The sequence below is a fragment of the Pseudomonas sp. MBLB4136 genome (assembly GCF_051904765.1).
GTDB lineage: Bacteria > Pseudomonadota > Gammaproteobacteria > Pseudomonadales > Pseudomonadaceae > Aquipseudomonas.
The window spans coordinates 2,716,665-2,739,863 of record NZ_CP196713.1; the positions used below are offsets into that span (position 1 = coordinate 2,716,665).

The following is a 23,199-nucleotide window of genomic DNA, read 5'->3' on the forward strand; positions in this document are numbered from 1 at the left end:
GAATGTCTACTTGTCTCGTTCACCCTCTGCCCTATCGCGCCGACCCTGCCGAGTTTTTCGCTGCCGTACGCCAGGCCCCGGGAGCGGTCCTGCTGGACGCCGGGCGCCCGGCGGCGCAGCGCGGACGCTACGACCTGATCAGCGCCTGGCCCATGGCGGAGTTCACTCCCGCGCCCGACGAAGCAGGCGAGGCTTTTCTGCAGCGCCTGCGCGAGGGGCTGAGTGCCCTCGGCCCGGCAGAGCCGCCCGGCGACCGCCCCCTGCCGTTCGCCGGCGGACTGATCGGCTACCTGGGCTACGACTTCGGCCGGCGCCTTGAAAAGCTGCCGGCGCAGGCGGTCGACGACCTCGGACTAGCCGATGCGCGCTTCGGCCTATATGCCTGGGCGCTGATCAGCGATCACCAGTTGGGGACCAGTCAGCTGCTGTTTCATCCGCGCCTGGCGAGCGATGAGCGCGAGCGACTGATTGCCCTGTTCGAAAAGGTTGCCGCCGAACCCTCCCCTTCCTTCAGGCTGCTCGGCGCCTTCCGCGCCGATCTCGACGAAGCTGGGTATCGCCAGGCCATCGAGCGCATCCAGGCCTATATCCAGGCCGGCGACTGCTACCAGGTAAACTTCGCCCAGCGTTTCCGCAGCCATTACCAGGGCGACCCCTGGGCTGCCTACCAGGCTCTGCGCAGCGCCTGCCCGACGCCCTTCGCCGGCTACCAGAGCCTGCCGGACGGGGCGATCATCAGCCTGTCGCCGGAACGCTTCATGCGGGTCAGCCAGGGCCTGGTCGAGACCCGCCCCATCAAGGGCACGCGGCCGCGCGAGGCGGACCCACAGCAGGACGCCGCCCAGGCCCACGCGCTGATGACCAGCCTGAAGGATCGCGCCGAAAACCTGATGATCGTCGACCTGCTGCGCAACGACCTGGGTCGCAGTTGCCGCACCGGCTCGGTGCGGGTGCCGGAGCTGTTCGCCCTGGAGAGCTACCCCAACGTCCACCACCTGGTCAGCGCGGTGACCGGCGAGCTGGCCACCGGCAAGGATGCCCTGGACCTGATCGCCGGCAGCTTCCCCGGCGGCTCGATCACCGGCGCACCGAAGATCCGCGCCATGCAGATCATCGACGAGCTGGAGCCGACCCGGCGCGCGCTCTATTGCGGCTCGTTGCTCTATCTGGATGTGCGCGGCGAGATGGACAGCTCGATCGCCATCCGCAGCCTGCTGGCCAAGGATGGGCAGATCAGCTGCTGGGGCGGTGGCGGGATAGTCGCGGACTCGGTCTGGCAGGCCGAGTATCAGGAGTCGATCACCAAGGTGAAGGTGCTTCTGCAGACCCTCGAGCAGTTCTGCGACGCATGAAAAGGCCCGCGACAGCGGGCCTCGTTCCTTTCCTCGTCGCGCCTACAGGCTCAATGGGCGATTGGATGCCTTGAGGAACTCATGCTTGAGGTCTTCGTAGCTGTGCACCGCCGGAAACTGCGGGAACTCGCGAATCACGTTGTCCGGCGCATGGAACAGGATGCCGGCATGGGCCTCGCTGAGCATGGTGGTGTCGTTGTACGAATCGCCCGCGGCGATCACCCGGTAGTACAGGCTCTTGAAGGCGATTACCGACTGGCGCTTGGGGTCCTTCTGGCGCAGCTGATAGTTCACCACTCGGCCACTGTCGTCGGTGATCAGCTTGTGACATAGCAGGGTCGGAAAGCCCAACTGGCGCATCAGCGGCTGGGAGAATTCGTAGAAGGTGTCGGAGAGGATCACCACCTGAAAGCGCTCGCGCAACCAGTCGACGAACTCCACCGCACCATCCAGCGGCTTGAGGGTGGCGATCACCTCCTGGATGTCGGCCAGCTTCAGGCCATGCTCGTCGAGGATGCGCAGACGCTGCTGCATCAACACGTCATAGTCGGGAATGTCCCGGGTGGTCGCCTTCAGCGCATCGATTCCGGTTTTTTCCGCGAAGGCGATCCAGATTTCCGGAACCAATACGCCTTCCAGGTCGAGACAAGCGATTTCCATGGGACACTCCTAGCTTGGGCCTGAATGAAGGCGGCACTCTAGCGGCTCGCCCACAGCCACGCAACGCGGGCCCTTATACCCAAAAACCTTGGTCGACATGGAATTTGATTATTTAGCCGCATAAAGCCTTTTTGCTACCATCCCCGGCACAGCGCGCCAGCGGGCGCGGGCAGCCCTGGCGAGCGGCAGGCTTTATCGCCACACCCGGCCGGTTGTCCATGCCCCTGCAAGCGACCATAACCAGGAATCTAGCCCGATGAGCCATCCCTTCGATGTAGCCGAACTGGCCGCGACCTATGCAAACAAGTCGCCCCAGGACATTCTCAAACTCGCTTTCGAGCATTTCGGCGATGAACTGTGGATTTCCTTCAGCGGCGCCGAAGACGTGGTACTGGTGGACATGGCCTGGAAGCTCAATAAACAGGTCAAGGTCTTCAGCCTCGATACCGGCCGCTTGCACCCGGAGACCTATCGTTTCATCGACCAGGTACGCGAACACTACGGCATCGCCATCGAGGTGCTGTCGCCCGACGCCACGGCACTCGAAACCATGGTCAAGGCCAAGGGCCTGTTCAGCTTCTACAAGGACGGCCACGAAGAGTGCTGCGGCATCCGCAAGATCGCTCCGCTTCGCAAGAAGCTGGCCACGGTGAAGGCCTGGGCCACCGGCCAGCGCCGCGACCAGAGCCCCGGCACCCGCAGCCAGGTCGCTGCGGTGGAGATCGACGGGGCCTTTTCCACTGCCGACAAGCCGCTGTACAAGTTCAATCCCCTGGCGCAGATGAGCAGCGAGGACGTCTGGGCCTATATCCGCATGCTCGAGCTGCCCTACAACAGCCTGCACGAGCGCGGCTTCATCAGCATCGGCTGCGAGCCCTGCACCCGCCCGGTCCTGCCCAACCAGCACGAACGCGAAGGGCGCTGGTGGTGGGAAGAAGCCACGCAGAAGGAGTGCGGCCTACACGCCGGCAACCTGATCGCCAAGCAATAACCGCGGCGAAGCCCGGCCCGGAACACTGCAACCGAGCCATGCATAATGCCCCTATCGGCCGATCGGGGCATTTTTCGTTGGGCACCGACAATGGAGCCGACGGGCGTTGTGAGCGAACCGCAGCCCCTGCAACAATCCCCCCTTTCCTCGGCCTGGCGACACGGCCTGGTAAATCGACGAACAAGGAGCTCTTGGCATGAACCTGCAGCAATCCATCGGCAACGCCCTGGGCGTGCGCGCACTCGACACCCCGGCGGAGCTCGCCAACGAAGTGCAGCGGCGTCTGGCGTTCATCAAGGAGCGGCTCGGACAATCCGGTTGCAGCACTCTGGTGCTGGGCATCAGCGGCGGCGTGGACTCCCTGACGGCCGGGCTGCTCTGTCAGAAGGCGGTCGCCGAACTGCGTGCCGAAGGACGGCAGGCGGAATTCATCGCCGTACGCTTGCCCTACCGTGACCAGCAGGATGAGGCCGATGCCCAGTGGTCGCTGCGCGTGATCAATCCCGATCGCATCGAAACGGTCAACATCGCTGCCTGCGTCGACGGCTTGATGTCGGCCCTGCAACCGGCAGACAACGCCGCCAGGAACGACTTCGTCAAAGGCAACATCAAGGCGCGCGCGCGCATGGTGGCGCAGTATGCCCTGGCCAACTACAACAACGGCCTGGTGGTCGGCACCGATCATGCGGCCGAAGCGGTCATGGGCTTTTTCACCAAGTTCGGCGACGGTGCCTGCGACCTGGCCCCGCTGACCGGCCTGGTCAAGGGCCAGGTCCGACAGATCGCCACGCTGCTGGGCGCACCGGAGGCACTGGTGTACAAGACGCCCACTGCCGACCTGGAGGAGCTCGAGCCCGGCAAGCCGGACGAGAAGGCCTACGGTTGCACCTATGAACAGATCGATGACTTCCTGCTCGGGCGCACCGTGGCGATAGAGGCCGAAGAGCGCATCATCCAGACCTACCGCAGGACCGAGCACAAGCGCACCCTGCCCTATACCCCCTGATCGACTCGCTCGCGGCGGCAGGCAATGGGCGATGCGGCTGGACCGGCAATCCGCCGCTTCCTCCGTCATGCGAGCGCTCGAACAGCGCAGGCTTGCATCTGATCGCCGCCACTGCGGCGACCTGCTAGCGTTGCTGAAGATCCGGCCACTGCGTGAGGCGCCATGACCCAGGAAGAAATAGCCCGCTATTGCCTGCAGCTGCCCGGCGCACGCGAAGACTTCAAATGGGGCAACAACCAGGTGTTTTCCGTGGCCGGCAACAAGATGTTCGCGGTACTGAACTTCCTCGGCCACGATCTGGCCTGCAAAGTCGACAGCGACCTGTTCCTTGGCTATGTCGACCGTCCCGGCATCCGCCCGGCGCCCTACCTGGCAAGGGCCCACTGGATCAGCATGAGCTGCACGCACCTGCCCCTGGGCGACGCCGAACTGTGCCAGCTGCTGACTCGCTCCCACCAGCTGGTGGTGCGCCGGCTACCCAAATGCCGGCAAGTCGGCCTGCTGCTGGACGACTGAGACCGAGGCTCAGCCCGCGGCGGTGCTCCAGTCGATCAGGCCTATCTGCCAGGTGGCCAGGATCAGCAGGCCGAACACAATCCGATACCAGGCGAAAGCGGTATAGCCGTGATTGCCGATGAAGCGCAACAGCGCACGCACGGCGATCATGGCAAAGATGAACGAGGTGACGAAGCCGATGGCGAACACCGGCAGATCGGCCGGCAGGAACAGCTCGCGATACTTGTAGCCGGAGTACACCGCGGCGCCGACCATGGTTGGCATCGCCAGAAAGAACGAAAACTCGGTCGCCGCCTTGCGCGACAGGCCGAACAGCAGCCCGCCGATGATGGTGGCGCCGGAGCGGGAAGTCCCCGGAATCATCGCCAGACACTGGGCACAACCGATCTTCAGCGCCTGCTGCCAACTCATGTCATCGACCCTTTCGGCCAGCACCTGATGGGTCCGCTGTTCGGCCCAGAGCATGGCTACACCACCTACCACCAGGGCGCTGGCGACCGTGATCGGGTTGAACAGGAACTCGTGGATCAGGTCGGCAAAGGTCACTCCCAGCACCACGGCGGGAAAGAATGCGATCAGCAGGTTACCGGTGAAGCGCTGGGCCACGCGCTCTTTGGGCAGGCCCAGCACAACATCGAAGAGTTTCTGCCGGTATTCCCAGACCACGGCAAGAATAGCGCCCAGTTGGATGATGATATTGAAGGCCATCTCTCGCTCACCGGAAAAATCGATGAGATCCGCGACTATGATCTGATGACCCGTACTGGAAATCGGCAGGAACTCGGTAATACCTTCGACAATACCTAGAATCAAGGCCTGTACGGCCAACCACAGTTCCATCAAAACTCCCAGGGCGCACGGCAAAGGCCGCGCAAATAACATGTCATTGAAGTAATCGAGTGCTGGAGAACGGGTCTGGGACCCAGGTTTCGCCGTTAGGTTCCCCCGCGTTGCCAATCAAGGCCATATAACTTAGGTTTTCCGCGCGGGGGCCGGAATGCTATCAGAGAAACCGGCACTATCGCCGTATCTGTGCAAAGTCTTGCGCAGCCAACTGGCCCCGCCAAGGCGAGCCTGGAATAATTCCGTCAGCCGAGCTGGCCATACAACCCAGTGGTGTAATCCCACTCCCCAATTTCAATTACAACAACAGGGAGCCGCTTACAATGAATTGCCTCCGAAACCTGCCCATCAGTCGCCGTCTGTGGCTGATCTCGGCCGTCACCATCGTCATGCTGTGTATCCAGGGCGGACTGATGCTGCAGCAACTGCATAGTGGCCTGTATGCCGCCAAAGGCGAAAAGACCAAGCATGTGGTGCAAGGAGCGATGGGCATCCTTCGCCATTACCAGGGCCTGGAAAGCGGCGGCGCGCTGAGCCGTGAGCAGGCCCAGCAACAGGCGATGGAAATGATCCGCGGCCTGCGCTATGCCGGTCAGGAGTACTTCTGGATCAACGACCAGACGCCCACCATGATCATGCACCCAACCAATCCCAAGCTCGAAGGGCAGAACCTCTCGGGCTTCAAGGATCCGGACGGCAAGGCCCTGTTCAACGAAATGGTGCGCATCAGCAAGGCCGAAGGCGCCGGCCAGGTTGACTACCGCTGGCCGAAACCGGGCTCCAGCGAGCCGGTGCCCAAGGTTTCCTATGTCGAACTATTCCAGCCGTGGGGCTGGATCATCGGTTCCGGGGTGTACGTCGACGATGTCGAGGCCGAGTTCAGGTCTCAGGCGCTGACAGCGCTGGGTGTGGGCCTGGCCATTACCCTGCTGATGGCCACGCTGGTGACACTCATCGCGCGCAGCATCGCCCGGCCGCTGCGCGACGCGGTGGGGGCCATGGCCAATATCGCCAGCGGCGAAGGCGATCTGACCCGCACCCTGGACACCTCCGGGCGCGACGAACTGGCGGCGCTGGCCGGACACTTCAATGCCTTCACCGGCAAGGTGCGCCAGGTGATTAGCCAATCACTCGAATCCGCCGGCACCCTCGATCAGGCCGCGCGCGCTCTCGGCGGCATTGCCGAGGGCGCGCAACAACACAGCCAGCAGCAATCGCAGCAGATGGAACTGGTGGCGGCGGCGGTCAGCCAGGTGACCTACGGCGTGCAGGATGTGGCGAAGAACGCCGAACACGCCTCCGGCGAGGTGCATAGCGCCGAAGAGCAGGCCCTGCAAGGTCAGCAGAATATCGACGCCAGCTTGCGCCAGATCGGCCAGCTGTCCGCCACCATCGACCAGGCGGTGGCCGTGATGCACTCCTTGGCCGAGGAAAGCACGCAGATCGGTAGCGTCCTGGAGGTGATTCGCTCGATCGCCGAACAGACCAACCTGCTCGCCCTCAACGCTGCCATCGAAGCGGCCCGCGCCGGAGAACAGGGTCGCGGCTTCGCCGTGGTGGCCGACGAGGTGCGTTTGCTCGCGCAGCGCACACAACAATCGACTGCCGAGATTCAGGGCATGATCGAGCGCCTGCAGGGCAACTCCGAGGCCGCGGTCAAGGTCATCAACGAGAGCAGTCAAGCCTCTCAGCTGACCGTTGAGCAGGCCAGCCAGGCCGGCGAGAGCCTGGCCCTGATCGCCCAGTCACTGCGCAACCTGACCGGCTTGAATGCTTCCATCGCCAGCGCCACACTGCAACAATCGCAGGTGGTCGAAGACATCAACCAGAACGTCACCCAAGTGGCGGGACTGGCACATGACAATGCCCATGCGGCCGGGCAATCCAGCGAAGCTGGACAGCACCTGGTACAGATGGCCGAACAGCTCAACGGACTCTTGAGGCAGTTTCGCGTATGAGGCAAACATGAGCGGCATGGAGCATCAGGAAGTCGACCTCAGCAGGCCGCAGAATCAGGACCTGATCTGGGATCTGGACAGCATCGCTCGGCGTGAGCTCGCCGAGCGTTTCATCAAGCTGTTCGAAAACCGCCTGTGCGTGTACTCGGAGTCCGTGCGCCAGCTCTACACCAACTACGACCTGCACTTTCCCAGCGACCTGGGCCGCAAGATGGTGGTGCTGCCCAACCCCTACGCCTTCCATGACACCCTGCACGGCATCGAGTCACTGGCCGTACGCAAGACCGGCCTCTGCGTGCTGCCCGGCGCCGTGCTGGGCAAGCCCGGCCTGCTCCTGGCTACCCAGATCAGGGAAGGCGGGCCGGCCCCCAAGACCATGCCGTTCAAGCCGGCCCTGGCGCAGATCATCAGCAACCAGAAGAAGATGGGCGACCTGTTCCTACCAATCATGATGAAAGGCGACTTGCGCGAGTTCGATCAACAGATGCCCTACATCCACCTGCATCGGCTGCAGATCAGTCGCCTCAACCGCCTGTCCACCTTCGAGCGCGATGACATCCAGCAGACCATCACCCGCAAACTGCTGATGCTCTATCGCCAGGCCGATAGCCTGGTCTGCTAGAGCGCGGCCCGGCCATCCAAGCGCTTTGGATCACAGGCGCAGCAGACTGATCCAGGCCAGCAGCAGGCTGATCGTCACGACTATGGTCAAGGGCCGCCGCAATGCCGGATACCATTTGGGCGCCAAGCCCAACTTGACCGCACGCAAGTCGGCAAAGTAGAGCAGCACAAAGGCCAGCAGAAACACCGGCAGGGCGAAGCCGAAAGGCAGGCCGCTGGCTATCGCGACCCATCCCAACATCGGCGGGATCACGGACAGGCCAAGCTGCAGCTTGGCACGCTCATCGCTCGCCTCGGCGCGCATCGCCAGCCCCCAATGAATAGCCCCCATGAATGCCAGGATTACCGCCGCATAGTCCAGCAGCGCCGACATGACATAGGGACGCCAGGCAAACGGCGTAATCCAAATGCCCAGAGCCCCGCTGACGAAAGGAATCAGGCCGGCGTAGCCGAGGTGCATGGCCAGTTGCTGGGGATGCTTGGCTTCGAAGGGATGCATCGCGAACTCCTGTCAGATGTGCGCTCAGGGTAGCCAGACATTGGTCTCCCCTGCAAACCAGCGGGACTCGAATCGTTCAGCTCCTGGCCGGTGTTTCCGGAGTCGCCTGCGCAGCCCCGCCAGATCCAACTCCGTCGCGACGGGCGCAACGCCAGACGCCAGCACGGACGGGACCACCTCGACCTCCCCAGGGTGACGCAGGCACATTCCCAGGTTAACTCATGGCCGCTTGCCATTAACCAGCGCACTTGGCATAAAGTCAGGTCAATATCTACAAGGAAGTGCCCGATGCGAACGCTCCGTCGCGCCCTGGTGAGTCTCCTGCTGCTGCTGAGTCTTGGCCTCGGCATCGGCCTGTATTTCGTTGCCAACCCCAACCTGCCCGCCTATCAGAAGCCGGCACGCCTCCACTATCTGGACCAGTGGAGCGAAGAACAGCGCCAGACCTACTACTACACCCCCCAGGGCACCCGGGTTAAGGGTTTGCGCTACGACTGGTTCGGCGCCCTCGAACTCCCCCTGAGCACGCGCAAGTTCGCCACTCCAGACTACCTGGCGCGCTTCGGCTTTCTGGTCGACCCCGGGCAGAGCGCCAGTGAGCGCAATCCGGCCAACCTCCCGGTCGGCTTCACCCGCCATGAGGACAGCGCGAACGGCATCCAGTACCTGGACATCAGTTGCGCGGCTTGCCACACCGGCGAGCTGCGCTACCAGGGCCAAGCCGTGCGCATCGACGGCGGGCCGGCCCTGCATTCGCTCGCCTCGACCGTGCCTACCCTCAAAGGCGGTGGGTTCGGCCAGGCCCTCGGCATGAGCATGGCGTTCACCTACTACAATCCCCTCAAGTTCAGGCGCTTCGCCAAGGAGGTCCTCGGCGAGCAGTACCCTGAAGGGCGCGATCAGCTGCGCCGCGACTTCAAGGAAGTGCTCGATCGCCTGCTCGATACCGCCTTCAACGACTGGCATCGCGAACTCTATCCGACCGAGGAAGGTTTCGGCCGCACCGATGCCTTCGGTCGCATCGCCAACAGCGTATTTGGCGACGCGATCGATCCGGCCAACTATCGCATCGCCAACGCGCCGGTGAGCTATCCGCATGTCTGGGATATCTGGAAATTCGACTGGGTGCAGTGGAACGGTTCGGCCATGCAGCCGATGGCACGCAATATCGGCGAAGCCCTGGGCGTCGGGGCGACCCTGCACCTGCTCGACGACCGCGGACAGTCAGTTGCAGAAGGCGAACGCTATGCCTCCAGCGTGCGTCTGCGGGATCTGTACACCCTCGAGGAAACCCTGCAAGAGTTGAAGCCTCCGGCCTGGCCCGAAGCCGTCTTCGGTCCGATCGACCGTCCGCTGGCGAGCCAGGGCCGAGCCCTGTTTCAGGAGAACTGCGCCTATTGTCACGCCCCAGATCCAAAGCCCCGCGACAAGCGCTTTGCCCCAGCACGGGACCCGGAATGGCACATGCGCGTCGTGCCCACCGAGATAGTCGGCACTGACCCTACCGCGGCTGACAACATTGCCGACCACCGCTTCGACATCAGTCGACTGGGTTGGTCCAGAGAGCAGCTGGGCAAGCTGGACGTTCGCCTGTTCGGTGCCACCCTGGATGCCGTGGACTTCAAGAACATCTCCAGCGCCAAGGGGCTGGCCTACATCACCGCGTATGTGGCGAACCGCGCCTACCAAGACGCGGGGATACAGCCCAGGGAGCGCTGGCGCATGGACGGCTTCGGGCTACCGATCGGCGTCCAGGAAAAGCGCGGCTACAAGGCCCGCCCGCTGGACGGCATCTGGGCCACCCCGCCCTTCCTGCACAACGGATCGGTGCCCACGCTGTTCCAGTTGCTCTCGCCGCTGACGGAGCGGCAAGCACAGTTTTGGGTCGGCAGCTTCGAGTTCGACCCACAAAAGGTCGGTTTCTCCAGCCAGGAGTTTCCAGGCGGTTTTCTTTACGACACCCGCATCACCGGCAACAGCAACCGCGGCCACGAATTCCGCGACGGTTGTCGCCAGGGCGGAGTGATCGGTCGCGCCCTGCAGCCCGAAGAGCGCCTGGCGCTGATCGAGTACCTCAAGGTTCTGGGCAACACCGAGCTCGAAAAACAGCTGCAGCCCATCAAGGCCAAACCCTGGAGTCCGGGGCCCGAATGCCAGCCCTGAGACAGCTCTCCTGCACTCCAAGGCCAGGCGGCGCACACTTGAGCCTGGCCGCCAGACATGACCACGACTGATAAGGGAAACAATCCATGCTGAAACAAACCTGGCTCTGGCTCGGACGCCAGTTAGGCAGAATACTGCTCCTGCTGCTGGCCCTCGGCCTGGGCGGCTGGGCTGCGGGCACGCTGTACTACAAGGTGAAACACTCCGGAGCGGTGTCCAGCCAGGAGCAAGTACCGCCAGGAGAAGCAGCCCTCACCCAAGCCATCATCGAAGATGCCATACGCATCGTCGAACAGCACCGCGACAACACCCGGGTACTGCGTGACGCCCACGCCAAAGCCCATGGCTGCGTTAAGGCCGAAGTGACCATACTTAGCGACCTGGATCCAGACCTGCGCCATGGCGTGCTCAGCGAACCGGGGAAAAGCTGGCAGGCCTGGATGCGCCTGTCCAATGGCAACGCCTATCCGCAGTTCGACCGTGTTCGCGATGCCCGCGGCATGGCCATCAAACTGCTGGACGTCCCCGGCGAGAAACTCATCGAGGGCCCCGGCCATCAAGACGAACAGGACTTCGTGATGTTCAACCACCCGGTATTCTTCGTCCGTGACGTGGCCGAGTATCGCAGCAACTTCGCCGCCCAAGCCGACGGCAAGAAAGTGCTGGCCTTCTTCCCCAGCTGGGATCCGCGCAGCTGGGAAATCCGCCATCTCATCATTGCACTGAAGACCCTGGCACCGGCCCCGCAGAGCCCGGTCGCGACCACCTATAACTCCATTTCCCCGTTCAAGCTTGGCCCCCACAACATCAAGTATCGCGTCATACCTGCTCCAGAGAACTGTCCGCAGTATCGCCTGCCGGAGCCCAACACCGACCTGCCCAACTTCCTGCGCAGCGCGCTTTACCAACAGCTTTCACTGGACCGCGTACCCGCCTGCTTCGCCCTGCAGGTCCAGCGGCAGAAGCCTTCCCACTACATGCCGATCGAAGATCCTAGCGTCGAGTGGGATGAAGCCGTATCGCCCTATGAAACCGTCGCCAACATCCAGGTGCCCGCCCAGGATTTCGATAGCACAGAGCAGAACCGTTTTTGCGACAACCTGTCCTTCAACCCCTGGCACTCGCTTCCCGAGCACCGGCCGATTGGCGGCCTCAACCGCCTGAGGAAGGCCGTGTATGAGGCCGTAAGCGTCTATCGCCACGAAAGAAACGGCGAGACGCCGAACAACTAAATTTCCACCGCGGCTGATACCTACGGCCGCAGGCGAGCATCCCGCGGCCCGCAGCATTGGGTAAAGCACGGGCCTAGCTGGTAAGATCAGCCTTTATCAGAGCGGAGCTTGCAGCCGCGCATCCTAGAGAGACATGCAGTAGTGGAACTGTTCAAAGAGTTTGTTTTCGAGGCCGCTCACCGTCTACCCCACGTCCCCGCTGGACACAAGTGTGGGCGGTTGCACGGCCACTCCTTTCGCGTCGCCGTCTACATCGAAGGCGAGGTCGACCCCTATACCGGCTGGATCCGCGACTTCGCAGAGATCAAGGAGATCTTCAAGCCGCTCTACGAGCAACTGGATCACAACTACCTCAACGATATTCCCGGCCTGGAAAATCCCACCAGCGAAGTCATCGCCAAGTGGCTCTGGCAGCAACTCAAGCCCCTCCTACCGGAACTGTCCCGCATCCGCATCCACGAAACCTGTACCAGTGGCTGCGAATACCGCGGCGACTGAATTCAGCACATAAAAAGGCCACCCCGAGGGGTGGCTTTTTTATGTGCGTCAGTGATCTCCAGCCTGGGCATGAAATTCAGGTTCACTTCTTTTCCTTCGCGCAAAAGCAAACCCCCGACCTGCTTACGCGGGTCGGGGGTTTGGGATAGGTGCTTGACGATGACCTACTCTCACATGGGGAAACCCCACACTACCATCGGCGATGCATCGTTTCACTACTGAGTTCGGGATGGGATCAGGTGGTTCCAACGCTCTATGGTCGTCAAGCAATTCAGCAGGGGAGTCGCGGTTGAGGCGCTTCCCCGAATTGGGTATGTGATATGCGGTATTGCGTGTTCTGGCAAATTTTCGGTTTGTTGTCGACTTCAACCGTCTGACACACAAACAACAAATTGTTTGGGTGTTATATGGTCAAGCCTCACGGGCAATTAGTATGGGTTAGCTCAACGCCTCACAGCGCTTACACACCCCACCTATCAACGTCGTAGTCTTCGACGGCCCTTTAGGGAGCTCGAGGCTCCAGTGAGATCTCATCTTGAGGCAAGTTTCCCGCTTAGATGCTTTCAGCGGTTATCTTTTCCGAACATAGCTACCCGGCAATGCCACTGGCGTGACAACCGGAACACCAGAGGTTCGTCCACTCCGGTCCTCTCGTACTAGGAGCAGCCCCTCTCAAATCTCAAACGTCCACGGCAGATAGGGACCGAACTGTCTCACGACGTTCTAAACCCAGCTCGCGTACCACTTTAAATGGCGAACAGCCATACCCTTGGGACCGGCTTCAGCCCCAGGATGTGATGAGCCGACATCGAGGTGCCAAACACCGCCGTCGATATGAACTCTTGGGCGGTATCAGCCTGTTATCCCCGGAGTACCTTTTATCCGTTGAGCGATGGCCCTTCCATACAGAACCACCGGATCACTAAGACCTACTTTCGTACCTGCTCGACGTGTCTGTCTCGCAGTCAAGCGCGCTTTTGCCTTTATACTCTACGACCGATTTCCGACCGGTCTGAGCGCACCTTCGTACTCCTCCGTTACTCTTTAGGAGGAGACCGCCCCAGTCAAACTACCCACCATACACTGTCCTCGATCCGGATAACGGACCAGAGTTAGAACCTCAAGGTTACCAGGGTGGTATTTCAAGGATGGCTCCACGCGAACTGGCGTCCACGCTTCAAAGCCTCCCACCTATCCTACACAAGTAAACTCAAAGTCCAGTGCAAAGCTATAGTAAAGGTTCACGGGGTCTTTCCGTCTAGCCGCGGATACACTGCATCTTCACAGCGATTTCAATTTCACTGAGTCTCGGGTGGAGACAGCGCCGCCATCGTTACGCCATTCGTGCAGGTCGGAACTTACCCGACAAGGAATTTCGCTACCTTAGGACCGTTATAGTTACGGCCGCCGTTTACCGGGGCTTCGATCAAGAGCTTCGCTTTCGCTAACCCCATCAATTAACCTTCCGGCACCGGGCAGGCGTCACACCCTATACGTCCACTTTCGTGTTTGCAGAGTGCTGTGTTTTTAATAAACAGTCGCAGCGGCCTGGTATCTTCGACCGGCATGAGCTTACGCAGTAAATGCTTCACCCTCACCGGCGCACCTTCTCCCGAAGTTACGGTGCCATTTTGCCTAGTTCCTTCACCCGAGTTCTCTCAAGCGCCTTGGTATTCTCTACCTAACCACCTGTGTCGGTTTGGGGTACGGTTCCTAGTTACCTGAAGCTTAGAAGCTTTTCCTGGAAGCATGGCATCAACCACTTCGCATTCTAAAAGAACGCTCGTCATCAGCTCTCGGCATTAAGCGCCCGGATTTACCTAAGCACTCTGCCTACCACCTTAAACACGGACAACCAACGCCGTGCTGGCCTAGCCTTCTCCGTCCCTCCATCGCAGTAACTAGAAGTACGGGAATATTAACCCGTTTCCCATCGACTACGCATTTCTGCCTCGCCTTAGGGGCCGACTCACCCTGCGTCGATTAACGTTGCGCAGGAAACCTTGGTCTTTCGGCGTGCGAGTTTTTCACTCGCATTGTCGTTACTCATGTCAGCATTCGCACTTCTGATACCTCCAGCAAGCTTCTCAACTCACCTTCACAGGCTTACAGAACGCTCCTCTACCGCTCATCCTAAGATGAACCCGTAGCTTCGGTGTATGGTTTGAGCCCCGTTACATCTTCCGCGCAGGCCGACTCGACTAGTGAGCTATTACGCTTTCTTTAAAGGGTGGCTGCTTCTAAGCCAACCTCCTAGCTGTCTAAGCCTTCCCACATCGTTTCCCACTTAACCATAACTTTGGGACCTTAGCTGACGGTCTGGGTTGTTTCCCTTTTCACGACGGACGTTAGCACCCGCCGTGTGTCTCCCGTGCTGACACTTGCTGGTATTCGGAGTTTGCATCGGTTTGGTAAGTCGGGATGACCCCCTAGCCGAAACAGTGCTCTACCCCCAGCAGTGATACACGAGGCGCTACCTAAATAGCTTTCGAGGAGAACCAGCTATCTCCGAGCTTGATTAGCCTTTCACTCCGATCCACAGGTCATCCGCTAACTTTTCAACGGTAGTCGGTTCGGTCCTCCAGTCAGTGTTACCTAACCTTCAACCTGCCCATGGATAGATCGCCCGGTTTCGGGTCTATACCCAGCGACTAAACGCCCTATTAAGACTCGCTTTCGCTACGCCTCCCCTATTCGGTTAAGCTCGCCACTGAATATAAGTCGCTGACCCATTATACAAAAGGTACGCAGTCACCCAACAAAGTAGGCTCCCACTGCTTGTACGCATACGGTTTCAGGTTCTATTTCACTCCCCTCTCCGGGGTTCTTTTCGCCTTTCCCTCACGGTACTGGTTCACTATCGGTCAGTCAGTAGTATTTAGCCTTGGAGGATGGTCCCCCCATATTCAGACAAAGTTTCTCGTGCTCCGTCCTACTCGATTTCACTTCTAAGATCCTTTCGCGTACAGGGCTATCACCCACTATGGCCGCACTTTCCAGAGCGTTCCGCTAAAATCAAAGAAGCTTAAGGGCTAGTCCCCGTTCGCTCGCCACTACTAAGGGAATCTCGGTTGATTTCTATTCCTCAGGGTACTTAGATGTTTCAGTTCCCCTGGTTCGCCTCACACACCTATGTATTCAGTGTGTGATACCCAGCTTATGCTGGGTGGGTTCCCCCATTCAGAGATCTCCGGATCAAAGTCTGTTTGCCGACTCCCCGAAGCTTATCGCAGGCTACCACGTCTTTCATCGCCTCTGACTGCCAAGGCATCCACCGTATGCGCTTCTTCACTTGACCATATAACCCCAAGCAATCTGGTTATTGTCTATAACGTGAAGACGACATTCGCCGAAAATTTGCACTTGAGAACAACGCAAATTTTACCTTGACCAAATTAATTACCAGTGAAAGTAATTAATCAGTCACTTCTATCACATACCCAAATTTTTAAAGAACGATTTTCGTACTGGTCAAAGACCAGAAATCAACATTCAACTGACGATCTCAGGAATGTTCATTTCTGAACTCTACACAACGATGCTGTAAGTGGTGGAGCCAAGCGGGATCGAACCGCTGACCTCCTGCGTGCAAGGCAGGCGCTCTCCCAGCTGAGCTATGGCCCCATATTCTACCAAGGCCAAACCCCACAACAATTGGTGGGTCTGGGCAGATTCGAACTGCCGACCTCACCCTTATCAGGGGTGCGCTCTAACCAACTGAGCTACAGACCCAATCGTCTTTCGCAATGAATCAAGCAATTCGTGTGGGAGCTTATAAGGAAGCTGATGTCGTCGATTAAGGAGGTGATCCAGCCGCAGGTTCCCCTACGGCTACCTTGTTACGACTTCACCCCAGTCATGAATCACACCGTGGTAACCGTCCCCCTTGCGGTTAGACTAGCTACTTCTGGTGCAACCCACTCCCATGGTGTGACGGGCGGTGTGTACAAGGCCCGGGAACGTATTCACCGTGACATTCTGATTCACGATTACTAGCGATTCCGACTTCACGCAGTCGAGTTGCAGACTGCGATCCGGACTACGATCGGTTTTATGGGATTAGCTCCACCTCGCGGCTTGGCAACCCTTTGTACCGACCATTGTAGCACGTGTGTAGCCCTGGCCGTAAGGGCCATGATGACTTGACGTCATCCCCACCTTCCTCCGGTTTGTCACCGGCAGTCTCCTTAGAGTTCCCACCATAACGTGCTGGTAACTAAGGACAAGGGTTGCGCTCGTTACGGGACTTAACCCAACATCTCACGACACGAGCTGACGACAGCCATGCAGCACCTGTGTCTGAGTTCCCGAAGGCACCAATCCATCTCTGGAAAGTTCTCAGCATGTCAAGGCCAGGTAAGGTTCTTCGCGTTGCTTCGAATTAAACCACATGCTCCACCGCTTGTGCGGGCCCCCGTCAATTCATTTGAGTTTTAACCTTGCGGCCGTACTCCCCAGGCGGTCAACTTAATGCGTTAGCTGCGCCACTAAAATCTCAAGGATTCCAACGGCTAGTTGACATCGTTTACGGCGTGGACTACCAGGGTATCTAATCCTGTTTGCTCCCCACGCTTTCGCACCTCAGTGTCAGTATCAGTCCAGGTGGTCGCCTTCGCCACTGGTGTTCCTTCCTATATCTACGCATTTCACCGCTACACAGGAAATTCCACCACCCTCTACCGTACTCTAGCTTGCCAGTTTTGGATGCAGTTCCCAGGTTGAGCCCGGGGCTTTCACATCCAACTTAACAAACCACCTACGCGCGCTTTACGCCCAGTAATTCCGATTAACGCTTGCACCCTCTGTATTACCGCGGCTGCTGGCACAGAGTTAGCCGGTGCTTATTCTGTCGGTAACGTCAAAATTGCAACGTATTAGGTTACAACCCTTCCTCCCAACTTAAAGTGCTTTACAATCCGAAGACCTTCTTCACACACGCGGCATGGCTGGATCAGGCTTTCGCCCATTGTCCAATATTCCCCACTGCTGCCTCCCGTAGGAGTCTGGACCGTGTCTCAGTTCCAGTGTGACTGATCATCCTCTCAGACCAGTTACGGATCGTCGCCTTGGTGAGCCATTACCTCACCAACTAGCTAATCCGACCTAGGCTCATCTGATAGCGTGAGGTCCGAAGATCCCCCACTTTCTCCCGTAGGACGTATGCGGTATTAGCGTTCCTTTCGAAACGTTGTCCCCCACTACCAGGCAGATTCCTAGGCATTACTCACCCGTCCGCCGCTGAATCAGGTAGCAAGCTACCCTCATCCGCTCGACTTGCATGTGTTAGGCCTGCCGCCAGCGTTCAATCTGAGCCATGATCAAACTCTTCAGTTCAATACTGCTTGGGTTTTGAGAAAACCCTAAACTTGGCTCAGCAATCGCAAACCTCTTACTTAAAAGAGTTAACTCTCGAATTAACGAGTGTTGCTTTGTGATGCTGATAATCAGTTGACTATCAGTCTTACCCCACAAGCACCCACACGAATTGCTTGATTCAGTTGTTAAAGAACAGTTGGTTAAGTCTTTCGTCTCAACCGAGGCGCGCATTCTACAGCAGCCTCATCTTCCGTCAAGCAGTTTCGAAAATTTCTTTTCTACTTCAACCACTTGCGCCTTCGATCAACCTTCAGCTTCTCGTCAGCGGGAGGCGAATTCTACAGCGTTCAAAACCACTGTCAACCACCTTTTCAACCGCTCTCGCCCCACTCAATCGAAGCACCGACAGGATCAACTTGCCACCCTGTCAGCCCGACGCATTCTACGCCGCCTGCGCTGCGTTGCAACCCCTTATCTAAACTTAACCCTTTGTTTTGCAAAGCGTTTTATCAGGAACTTACGCCGGAGAAGGCGCGCATTATAGGCATCAAGCGCAGCAGGTCAACGCTTTATTATCGAGAACCGAAAGAGCAGCCATGCACCCATGGCACAGCCCGCGGCAGTTCATGGCACCTTGATGCCGCGCGCGGCCTCGGCCAGGTAGAACCAGGTCGGCGCGTCGAGCTTGAGCGCACTACCCGCCAGCGCCTCTTCTATACGCGCCCAGCGCAAGCTACCGAGGATGGGGAGCGGCCGACCGGGCAAACGACGCACCCAGGCCAACGCCACCTGACTGGGGGTCGCCTGCATGGCTACGGCCACCTCCTCCAGGGCCTTATGTAAAGTCGGCGAGAAATGGCCGCCCGCCATGGGCGACCAGGCCTGAACCTGCAGGCCATCGGCCTGCATCGCCTGCAAGCGGCCATCCCAGGCAGCCTGCTGGGCGAGCAGCGACAACTCGACCTGATTACAGCGCAACGGCAATTCACGCGCGAGTACCTGCCAGTGCAGCGGCTCGGCATTGGACAGGCCCAGCCATGCGACCTTGCCGCACTCGACCAACGACTGCAGCGCCGCGACCACCTCGTCGACCTGCAGCAGCGGATCCGGACGATGAAGCAGGAAACCATCCAGACGCTCGACACCGAGGCGCGCCAGCGAGGCCTCGACCGCCCCGACCAGGTAGGCGGCCGCGGTGTTGTAGTGCTTGACCCGCCAACGAGATATATCCTGGGCCGCAGGCACTATGTCGGCCTTGCTGATCAACTGCAGCTGCGCACGCAGACCGGGACGCAGACGCAGAGCCGCACCGAAGCGCGCCTCGCACTCGCCCTGGCCATAGATGTTGGCATGATCGAAGGCCGTAAGCCCGCGCTCCACGCAACGCTCGAGCAAGCCGAGCAGCGACTGCGGCGAGTCGAGATCCGGATAGTCGAGCAGGCGCATCATGCCAAGCAGCAGGGGCGACTCTAAGGAAGGTTCAGTCATCTCGGAGTTCTCGATATCAGGGCGCGACCAACAACGGCCACGTACCCACCCTGACGGCCCGGACAATGCCAGGCCACCAAGAGCGCAGGGAGTGACTCAGCCGAGCAATCGCAGTGCCTCGGCACTGGCCCGCTCGACCTGAGCCCAGTCGCCGTCCTTGATCCACTGACTGTCCAGCATCCAGGTGCCGCCGACGCACATCACGTTCGGCTGGGCCATATAGCGCTGCAGGTTGTCGGGGCTGACGCCCCCCGTCGGGCAGAAGCGCACATCGGCGAAGGGCCCACCGAATGCCTTGAGCGCCGCCGCGCCGCCGCAGATTTCCGCGGGGAACAGCTTGAAGCGCCGATAGCCGAGGCCGTAGCCGAGCATGATGTCCGAGGCGCTGCCGGTACCCGGCAGCATGGGGATATCGCTCTCCAGGCCCGCTTGCAGTAACTCAGCCGTGGAGCCAGGCGTGACAATGAACTGCGCTCCTGCCTCCACCGCCGCGGCAAGCATGCGCCGATCGAGCACGGTGCCGGCGCCGACGCACAGCTCCGGGCGCAGTTCGCGCAACAGGCGGATGGCCGCCAGGCCGTAGCGGGAGCGCAGAGTGACCTCCAGCACAGTAAGGCCGCCGGCAGCCAGGGCATCGGCCAGCGGCAGGATGTCCTCCTCGCGGGCAATGGTGATCACCGGCATGATCCGGGCGCGCGCACAGATGCGGTCGATCTGCTCGATTTTCGCCGCCATGCGGCTGTGCGAGAGGGTGTCGTTATTGGTCATATCAGCTGGTCCTTCGGCCCTAGGGGCACCAGTAAATCTCAAGGGGGGAATGCAGAAAGGCGCGAATCGGCATCCGTGCCGGATCATCGAGGCTCAGGGCTTCAGCCAGGGTGGCCAGCTTGGCGCTCCCCTGAATAGCCAACAGCGGCAAGCGAGCCGAAGCGAGCAGCGACAGGGTCATGCTCAGGCGCTGACGCGGTTCGCTGGGCGCCTGCATCGGCAGGCAGCGCCGGCTGCCCTCGGGCTCGAGGGCCTCGCACAAGTTCGGGCTGCCAGGGAACAGGGAGGCGGTATGGCCGTCATCCCCCATGCCCAGCACCAGCACATCGATCGGCGGCAGCTCGCTCAGCACCTGGTCAGTTTTAAGCGCGGCCTGCTCGAGGCTGCCGGCGACCTGGTAGAGACCGATGAAGCGCGCCTCGGCAGCCGGGCCACGAAGCAGGTGGCGACGCACCAGCGACTCGTTGCTGGTGGCGTGATTGACCGGCACCCAGCGCTCGTCGGCCAGGCTGATCACCACACGCGACCAAGGCAGCTGCTGCTGCGCCAGGCTCTCGAAGAAGGCGACGGGACTGCGCCCGCCGGACACCACCAGAGTGGCGACACCCTGGCTATCGATAGCGCTGCGCAGCACGGCCGCGACGTCTGCGGCAAGCGTCTCGGCAAGCTGCTGCGCATCACTCAGGCTGCGCGCCAGCATGCCCAGCGGCAGGTTCAGATCAGAGATCGCCATACCAGGACCTCTCGTCGCGAGTGATCAGGGCCACCGAACCCATGGGGCCCCAGGTACCGGCCGGATAGGGTTTAGGCGCATCGCCGAGCTGCTTCCAGCCGGCAATCAGCTGGTCGCACCACTGCCAGGCGTACTCGATTTCGTCCTTGCGCACGAACAGGTTCTGATTGCCGCGCATCACCTCCAGCAACAGGCGCTCGTAGGCATCCGGGATGCGGGCACTGCGGTAGGTGTCGGAAAAATTCAGCTGCAGGGGGCCGCTGCGCAGATGCATGCCCTTGTCCAGGCCCTGATCCTTGGTCATTACCTGCAGGGCGATACCCTCGTCCGGCTGCAGGCGGATGATCAGCTTGTTGCCAATCAACTGGCGCTGCTCGGCGGCAAAGATGTAGTGCGGCGGCTCTTTGAAATGAATGACGATCTGCGAGAGCTTCTGCGGCATGCGCTTGCCGGTGCGCAGGTAGAAGGGCACGCCAGCCCAGCGCCAGTTGCGGATGTCGGCACGCAGGGCGACGAAGGTCTCGGTGTCGCTCTGGGCGTTGGAGTTTTCCTCCTCCAGGTAGCCCGGAACGGCCTTGCCATCGCTGATGCCGGCCACGTACTGGCCACGCACCACCTGGCGACTGAGCTGTTCGGCCTTGATCGGCTCCAGGGCCTTCAACACCTTGACCTTCTCATCGCGAATACTGCTGGCGGAGAGGTCGCTGGGCGGGTCCATGGCGATCAGGCAGAGCAGCTGCAGCAGGTGATTTTGGATCATGTCGCGCAGTTGGCCGGCCTGGTCGAAGTAGCCCCAACGCCCCTCGATACCGACCTTCTCCGCCACGGTGATTTCCACGTGGGATATGAAGTTCTGGTTCCACTGGGTCTCGAACAGGCTGTTGGCGAAGCGCAGAGCGATCAGGTTCTGCACCGTCTCCTTACCCAGGTAGTGGTCGATGCGATAGACGCGCGACTCGGGGAAGTACTCCGCCACCGCGTCATTCACCGCTCGCGAGGACTCCAGGTCATGGCCGATCGGCTTCTCCAGCACCACCCGGGTGCGCTCGGCCAGATCGACCTGCGCCAGGTTGGCGCAGATGCCGCCATATACCGAGGCCGGGGTAGCAAAGTAGGCAATCATCGACTGGGCATCGCCAACCAGCTCGACCAGCGCGCCGTAGTCGTCGGCCTGGAGGAAGTCCATGCTCAGATAGCTCAGGCGCCCCTGGAAGCGCTGCAGCACCGCCTCGTCGACCTCAGCGGCCGGAACGTAGCGGCGCAGGTGCCGCTCGATCGACTGCAGGTGCGAGGCGGCATCGCCGCCTTCACGGGCCAAGGCCAGAATGCGCGTATCGGCATGCAGCAGCCCTGCGCGATCGAGCTGGTACAGGGCAGGGAACAGCTTGCGAAGCGCCAGATCGCCCAGCGCGCCGAAGAGGGCAAAGGTGCAGGAATCAACGGTTATCGATGGCATAATGTTTGTTCTTCTATCAAGATGCACTAGAAATACCCGGTAACAGGCGTTTTGACAAGGGAAAATGTAGTAATAAACACAACATTTTTCCCGGATTGACATTCCAGTGGTCGCGAGCCGACCCCATCAGTAGGATAGGCCGGCACTTTCATCGCCCGCCTGAGGAGTAGAAATGGATCGCGTGCGCAATCTCCTGGAGCAGATCCAGGGCCGCCTGGACAGCCTGAACAAGGCCGAACGCAAGGTCGCCGAGGTGATTCTGCATAACCCGCAGCAGGCCACCCGCTTCAGTATTGCCGCCCTGGCGCAGGCCGCCCAGGTCAGCGAACCTACGGTCAATCGCTTCTGCCGCTCGTTCGACGTCAACGGCTACCCGGAACTGAAGATGCAGCTGGCACAGAGCCTGGCCAGCGGCGCCGCCTACGTCAGCCGCGCCGTGGAGGCCGACGACGGGCCCGAGGCCTACACCCGCAAGATCTTCGGCAGCGCCATCACCTCGCTGGATGCCGCCTGCCAGGCGCTCGACCCGCAGATGGTCAGCCGTGCCGTGGACCTGCTGATCCAGGCACGGCAGATCCACTTCTTCGGCCTCGGAGCCTCGGCCCCGGTGGCGCTGGACGCGCAGCACAAGTTCTTCCGTTTCAACCTGGCGGTCTCGGCCCATGCCGACGTGCTGATGCAGCGTATGTTGGCCTCGGTGGCCCATACCGGCGACCTGTTCGTGATCATTTCCTATACCGGGCGCACCCGCGAGCTGGTGGAGGTGGCGCGCCTGGCGCGGGAGAACGGCGCCTCGGTGCTCGGCCTGACCGCCGCTGGCTCACCACTGGCCAAGGCCAGCACCCTGAGCCTGGACATCCCCCTGCCGGAGGACACCGACATCTACATGCCGATGACCTCGCGGATCATCCAGCTGACCGTGCTCGACGTGCTGGCCACCGGCATGACCCTGCGCCGCGGCGTGGATTTCCAGCCGCACCTGCGCAAGATCAAGGAAAGCCTCAGCGCCAGCCGCTACCCGGCGGACGAAGAGCCCAGCTGAAACGACGCGCCAGCTAGCGGCTGCCAGCGGTGCGCATGGCGCACCCTACCCTTGGAC

The 23,199-nt window shown here is 60.5% G+C and carries 16 protein-coding genes, 2 tRNA genes, 3 rRNA genes and 2 pseudogenes; 11 read left to right on the plus strand and 12 right to left on the minus strand.

Features of this window, described 5'->3' with window-relative positions:
- Positions 1-2 precede the first annotated feature (2 nt).
- Positions 3-1,352: an aminodeoxychorismate synthase component I gene (gene pabB, locus ACSX1D_RS12345; protein WP_439858786.1), complete on the plus strand. Its 1,350-nt coding sequence runs from the start codon at positions 3-5 to the stop codon at positions 1,350-1,352.
- A 42-nt stretch (positions 1,353-1,394) separates the two neighbouring features.
- Here the strand turns inward: pabB and thrH are convergent, their stop codons facing one another.
- Positions 1,395-2,012 (minus strand): bifunctional phosphoserine phosphatase/homoserine phosphotransferase ThrH, encoded by a 618-nt coding sequence (gene thrH, locus ACSX1D_RS12350; protein WP_439858787.1) that lies wholly within the window; start codon positions 2,010-2,012, stop codon positions 1,395-1,397.
- Between the two features lie 256 nt (positions 2,013-2,268).
- Here thrH and ACSX1D_RS12355 point away from each other — a divergent pair, with 256 nt between their 5' ends.
- The 3 genes from ACSX1D_RS12355 (at position 2,269) to ACSX1D_RS12365 (ending at position 4,525) form a co-directional block, all read left to right on the plus strand.
- Entirely contained in the window at positions 2,269-3,003 is a 735-nt protein-coding gene (locus ACSX1D_RS12355; RefSeq protein ID WP_439858788.1) for a phosphoadenylyl-sulfate reductase, read from the plus strand.
- A 196-nt stretch (positions 3,004-3,199) separates the two neighbouring features.
- Positions 3,200-4,009: an ammonia-dependent NAD(+) synthetase gene (nadE, locus tag ACSX1D_RS12360; RefSeq protein ID WP_439858789.1), complete on the plus strand. Its 810-nt coding sequence runs from the start codon at positions 3,200-3,202 to the stop codon at positions 4,007-4,009.
- A 162-nt stretch (positions 4,010-4,171) separates the two neighbouring features.
- On the plus strand, positions 4,172-4,525 hold the full coding sequence (locus tag ACSX1D_RS12365; RefSeq protein ID WP_439858790.1) for an MmcQ/YjbR family DNA-binding protein: 354 nt from the start codon (positions 4,172-4,174) through the stop codon (positions 4,523-4,525).
- 9 nt (positions 4,526-4,534) lie between these two features.
- Here ACSX1D_RS12365 and ACSX1D_RS12370 read toward each other — a convergent pair whose 3' ends face one another.
- Positions 4,535-5,365 (minus strand): undecaprenyl-diphosphate phosphatase, encoded by an 831-nt coding sequence (locus ACSX1D_RS12370; RefSeq protein ID WP_439858791.1) that lies wholly within the window; start codon positions 5,363-5,365, stop codon positions 4,535-4,537.
- 488 nt (positions 5,366-5,853) lie between these two features.
- Here ACSX1D_RS12370 and ACSX1D_RS12375 point away from each other — a divergent pair.
- The 3 genes and pseudogenes from ACSX1D_RS12375 to ACSX1D_RS12385 form a co-directional block, all read left to right on the plus strand.
- Positions 5,854-6,420 (plus strand): annotated as a pseudogene (locus ACSX1D_RS12375) (cache domain-containing protein); the annotation flags it as partial.
- Positions 6,421-6,741: 321 nt separating this feature from the next.
- Positions 6,742-7,326, plus strand: a pseudogene (locus ACSX1D_RS12380) (methyl-accepting chemotaxis protein); the annotation flags it as partial.
- A gap of 7 nt (positions 7,327-7,333) precedes the next feature.
- Complete coding sequence (locus tag ACSX1D_RS12385) at positions 7,334-7,948, plus strand: hypothetical protein (protein WP_439858792.1); 615 nt, start codon at positions 7,334-7,336, stop codon at positions 7,946-7,948.
- Between the two features lie 30 nt (positions 7,949-7,978).
- On the opposite strand, the gene ACSX1D_RS12390 is transcribed toward ACSX1D_RS12385, so the two are convergent.
- Positions 7,979-8,446 carry a DUF3429 domain-containing protein gene (locus tag ACSX1D_RS12390; RefSeq protein ID WP_208707093.1) on the minus strand — a complete coding sequence of 156 codons (468 nt, stop codon included), beginning with the start codon at positions 8,444-8,446 and terminating at the stop codon, positions 7,979-7,981.
- A 288-nt stretch (positions 8,447-8,734) separates the two neighbouring features.
- Here ACSX1D_RS12390 and ACSX1D_RS12395 point away from each other — a divergent pair, with 288 nt between their 5' ends.
- From ACSX1D_RS12395 to queD, 3 genes are all read left to right on the plus strand, one after another.
- A complete protein-coding gene (locus ACSX1D_RS12395) occupies positions 8,735-10,609 on the plus strand; it encodes a di-heme-cytochrome C peroxidase (RefSeq protein WP_439858793.1) in 1,875 nt (624 codons plus the stop codon).
- An 86-nt stretch (positions 10,610-10,695) separates the two neighbouring features.
- Positions 10,696-11,841 carry a catalase family protein gene (locus ACSX1D_RS12400; RefSeq protein ID WP_439858794.1) on the plus strand — a complete coding sequence of 382 codons (1,146 nt, stop codon included), beginning with the start codon at positions 10,696-10,698 and terminating at the stop codon, positions 11,839-11,841.
- A 141-nt stretch (positions 11,842-11,982) separates the two neighbouring features.
- Positions 11,983-12,339, plus strand: coding sequence for a 6-carboxytetrahydropterin synthase QueD (gene queD / locus ACSX1D_RS12405; protein ID WP_208707096.1), 357 nt, complete (start codon positions 11,983-11,985; stop codon positions 12,337-12,339).
- 151 nt (positions 12,340-12,490) lie between these two features.
- Here queD and rrf read toward each other — a convergent pair.
- The 9 genes from rrf to zwf form a co-directional block, all read right to left on the minus strand.
- Positions 12,491-12,606 (minus strand): 5S ribosomal RNA (gene rrf / locus ACSX1D_RS12410).
- A gap of 140 nt (positions 12,607-12,746) precedes the next feature.
- Positions 12,747-15,637 (minus strand): 23S ribosomal RNA (locus tag ACSX1D_RS12415).
- Positions 15,638-15,887: 250 nt separating this feature from the next.
- Positions 15,888-15,963: transfer RNA gene (locus ACSX1D_RS12420), tRNA-Ala, on the minus strand.
- 31 nt (positions 15,964-15,994) lie between these two features.
- Positions 15,995-16,071, minus strand: a tRNA-Ile gene (locus ACSX1D_RS12425).
- Between the two features lie 65 nt (positions 16,072-16,136).
- Positions 16,137-17,673, minus strand: a 16S ribosomal RNA gene (locus ACSX1D_RS12430).
- Together the 16S, 23S and 5S rRNA genes with 2 tRNA genes alongside form the textbook arrangement of a ribosomal RNA operon.
- 606 nt (positions 17,674-18,279) lie before the next feature.
- A complete protein-coding gene (locus ACSX1D_RS12435) occupies positions 18,280-19,143 on the minus strand; it encodes an aldo/keto reductase (RefSeq protein WP_439858795.1) in 864 nt (287 codons plus the stop codon).
- A 96-nt stretch (positions 19,144-19,239) separates the two neighbouring features.
- A complete protein-coding gene (locus tag ACSX1D_RS12440) occupies positions 19,240-19,911 on the minus strand; it encodes a bifunctional 4-hydroxy-2-oxoglutarate aldolase/2-dehydro-3-deoxy-phosphogluconate aldolase (RefSeq protein ID WP_439858796.1) in 672 nt (223 codons plus the stop codon).
- Positions 19,912-19,930: 19 nt separating this feature from the next.
- The gene (pgl, locus tag ACSX1D_RS12445; RefSeq protein WP_439858797.1) at positions 19,931-20,644 is read right to left on the minus strand and encodes a 6-phosphogluconolactonase; all 714 of its coding nucleotides are present in this window, start codon (positions 20,642-20,644) and stop codon (positions 19,931-19,933) included.
- Positions 20,631-22,100 carry a glucose-6-phosphate dehydrogenase gene (zwf, locus tag ACSX1D_RS12450; RefSeq protein ID WP_439858798.1) on the minus strand — a complete coding sequence of 490 codons (1,470 nt, stop codon included), beginning with the start codon at positions 22,098-22,100 and terminating at the stop codon, positions 20,631-20,633. Before zwf ends, pgl begins: the two co-directional genes overlap by 14 nt.
- A 181-nt stretch (positions 22,101-22,281) precedes the next feature.
- On the opposite strand from zwf, the gene ACSX1D_RS12455 reads away from it, so the two are divergent.
- A complete protein-coding gene (locus ACSX1D_RS12455) occupies positions 22,282-23,142 on the plus strand; it encodes a MurR/RpiR family transcriptional regulator (RefSeq protein ID WP_439862313.1) in 861 nt (286 codons plus the stop codon).
- Positions 23,143-23,199: the final 57 nt, after the last annotated feature.

Excerpts from the sequence above, each read along its gene's own strand:
- pabB (WP_439858786.1), top strand. The coding sequence starts at position 3 with ATGTCTACTTGTCTCGTTCACCCTCTGCCCTATCGCGCCGACCCTGCC.
- thrH (WP_439858787.1), bottom strand. The coding sequence starts at position 2,012 with ATGGAAATCGCTTGTCTCGACCTGGAAGGCGTATTGGTTCCGGAAATC.
- ACSX1D_RS12355 (WP_439858788.1), top strand. The coding sequence starts at position 2,269 with ATGAGCCATCCCTTCGATGTAGCCGAACTGGCCGCGACCTATGCAAAC.
- nadE (WP_439858789.1), top strand. The coding sequence starts at position 3,200 with ATGAACCTGCAGCAATCCATCGGCAACGCCCTGGGCGTGCGCGCACTC.
- ACSX1D_RS12365 (WP_439858790.1), top strand. The coding sequence starts at position 4,172 with ATGACCCAGGAAGAAATAGCCCGCTATTGCCTGCAGCTGCCCGGCGCA.
- ACSX1D_RS12370 (WP_439858791.1), bottom strand. The coding sequence starts at position 5,365 with ATGGAACTGTGGTTGGCCGTACAGGCCTTGATTCTAGGTATTGTCGAA.
- ACSX1D_RS12385 (WP_439858792.1), top strand. The coding sequence starts at position 7,334 with ATGAGCGGCATGGAGCATCAGGAAGTCGACCTCAGCAGGCCGCAGAAT.
- ACSX1D_RS12390 (WP_208707093.1), bottom strand. The coding sequence starts at position 8,446 with ATGCATCCCTTCGAAGCCAAGCATCCCCAGCAACTGGCCATGCACCTC.
- ACSX1D_RS12395 (WP_439858793.1), top strand. The coding sequence starts at position 8,735 with ATGCGAACGCTCCGTCGCGCCCTGGTGAGTCTCCTGCTGCTGCTGAGT.
- ACSX1D_RS12400 (WP_439858794.1), top strand. The coding sequence starts at position 10,696 with ATGCTGAAACAAACCTGGCTCTGGCTCGGACGCCAGTTAGGCAGAATA.
- ACSX1D_RS12435 (WP_439858795.1), bottom strand. The coding sequence starts at position 19,143 with ATGACTGAACCTTCCTTAGAGTCGCCCCTGCTGCTTGGCATGATGCGC.
- ACSX1D_RS12440 (WP_439858796.1), bottom strand. The coding sequence starts at position 19,911 with ATGACCAATAACGACACCCTCTCGCACAGCCGCATGGCGGCGAAAATC.
- pgl (WP_439858797.1), bottom strand. The coding sequence starts at position 20,644 with ATGGCGATCTCTGATCTGAACCTGCCGCTGGGCATGCTGGCGCGCAGC.
- zwf (WP_439858798.1), bottom strand. The coding sequence starts at position 22,100 with ATGCCATCGATAACCGTTGATTCCTGCACCTTTGCCCTCTTCGGCGCG.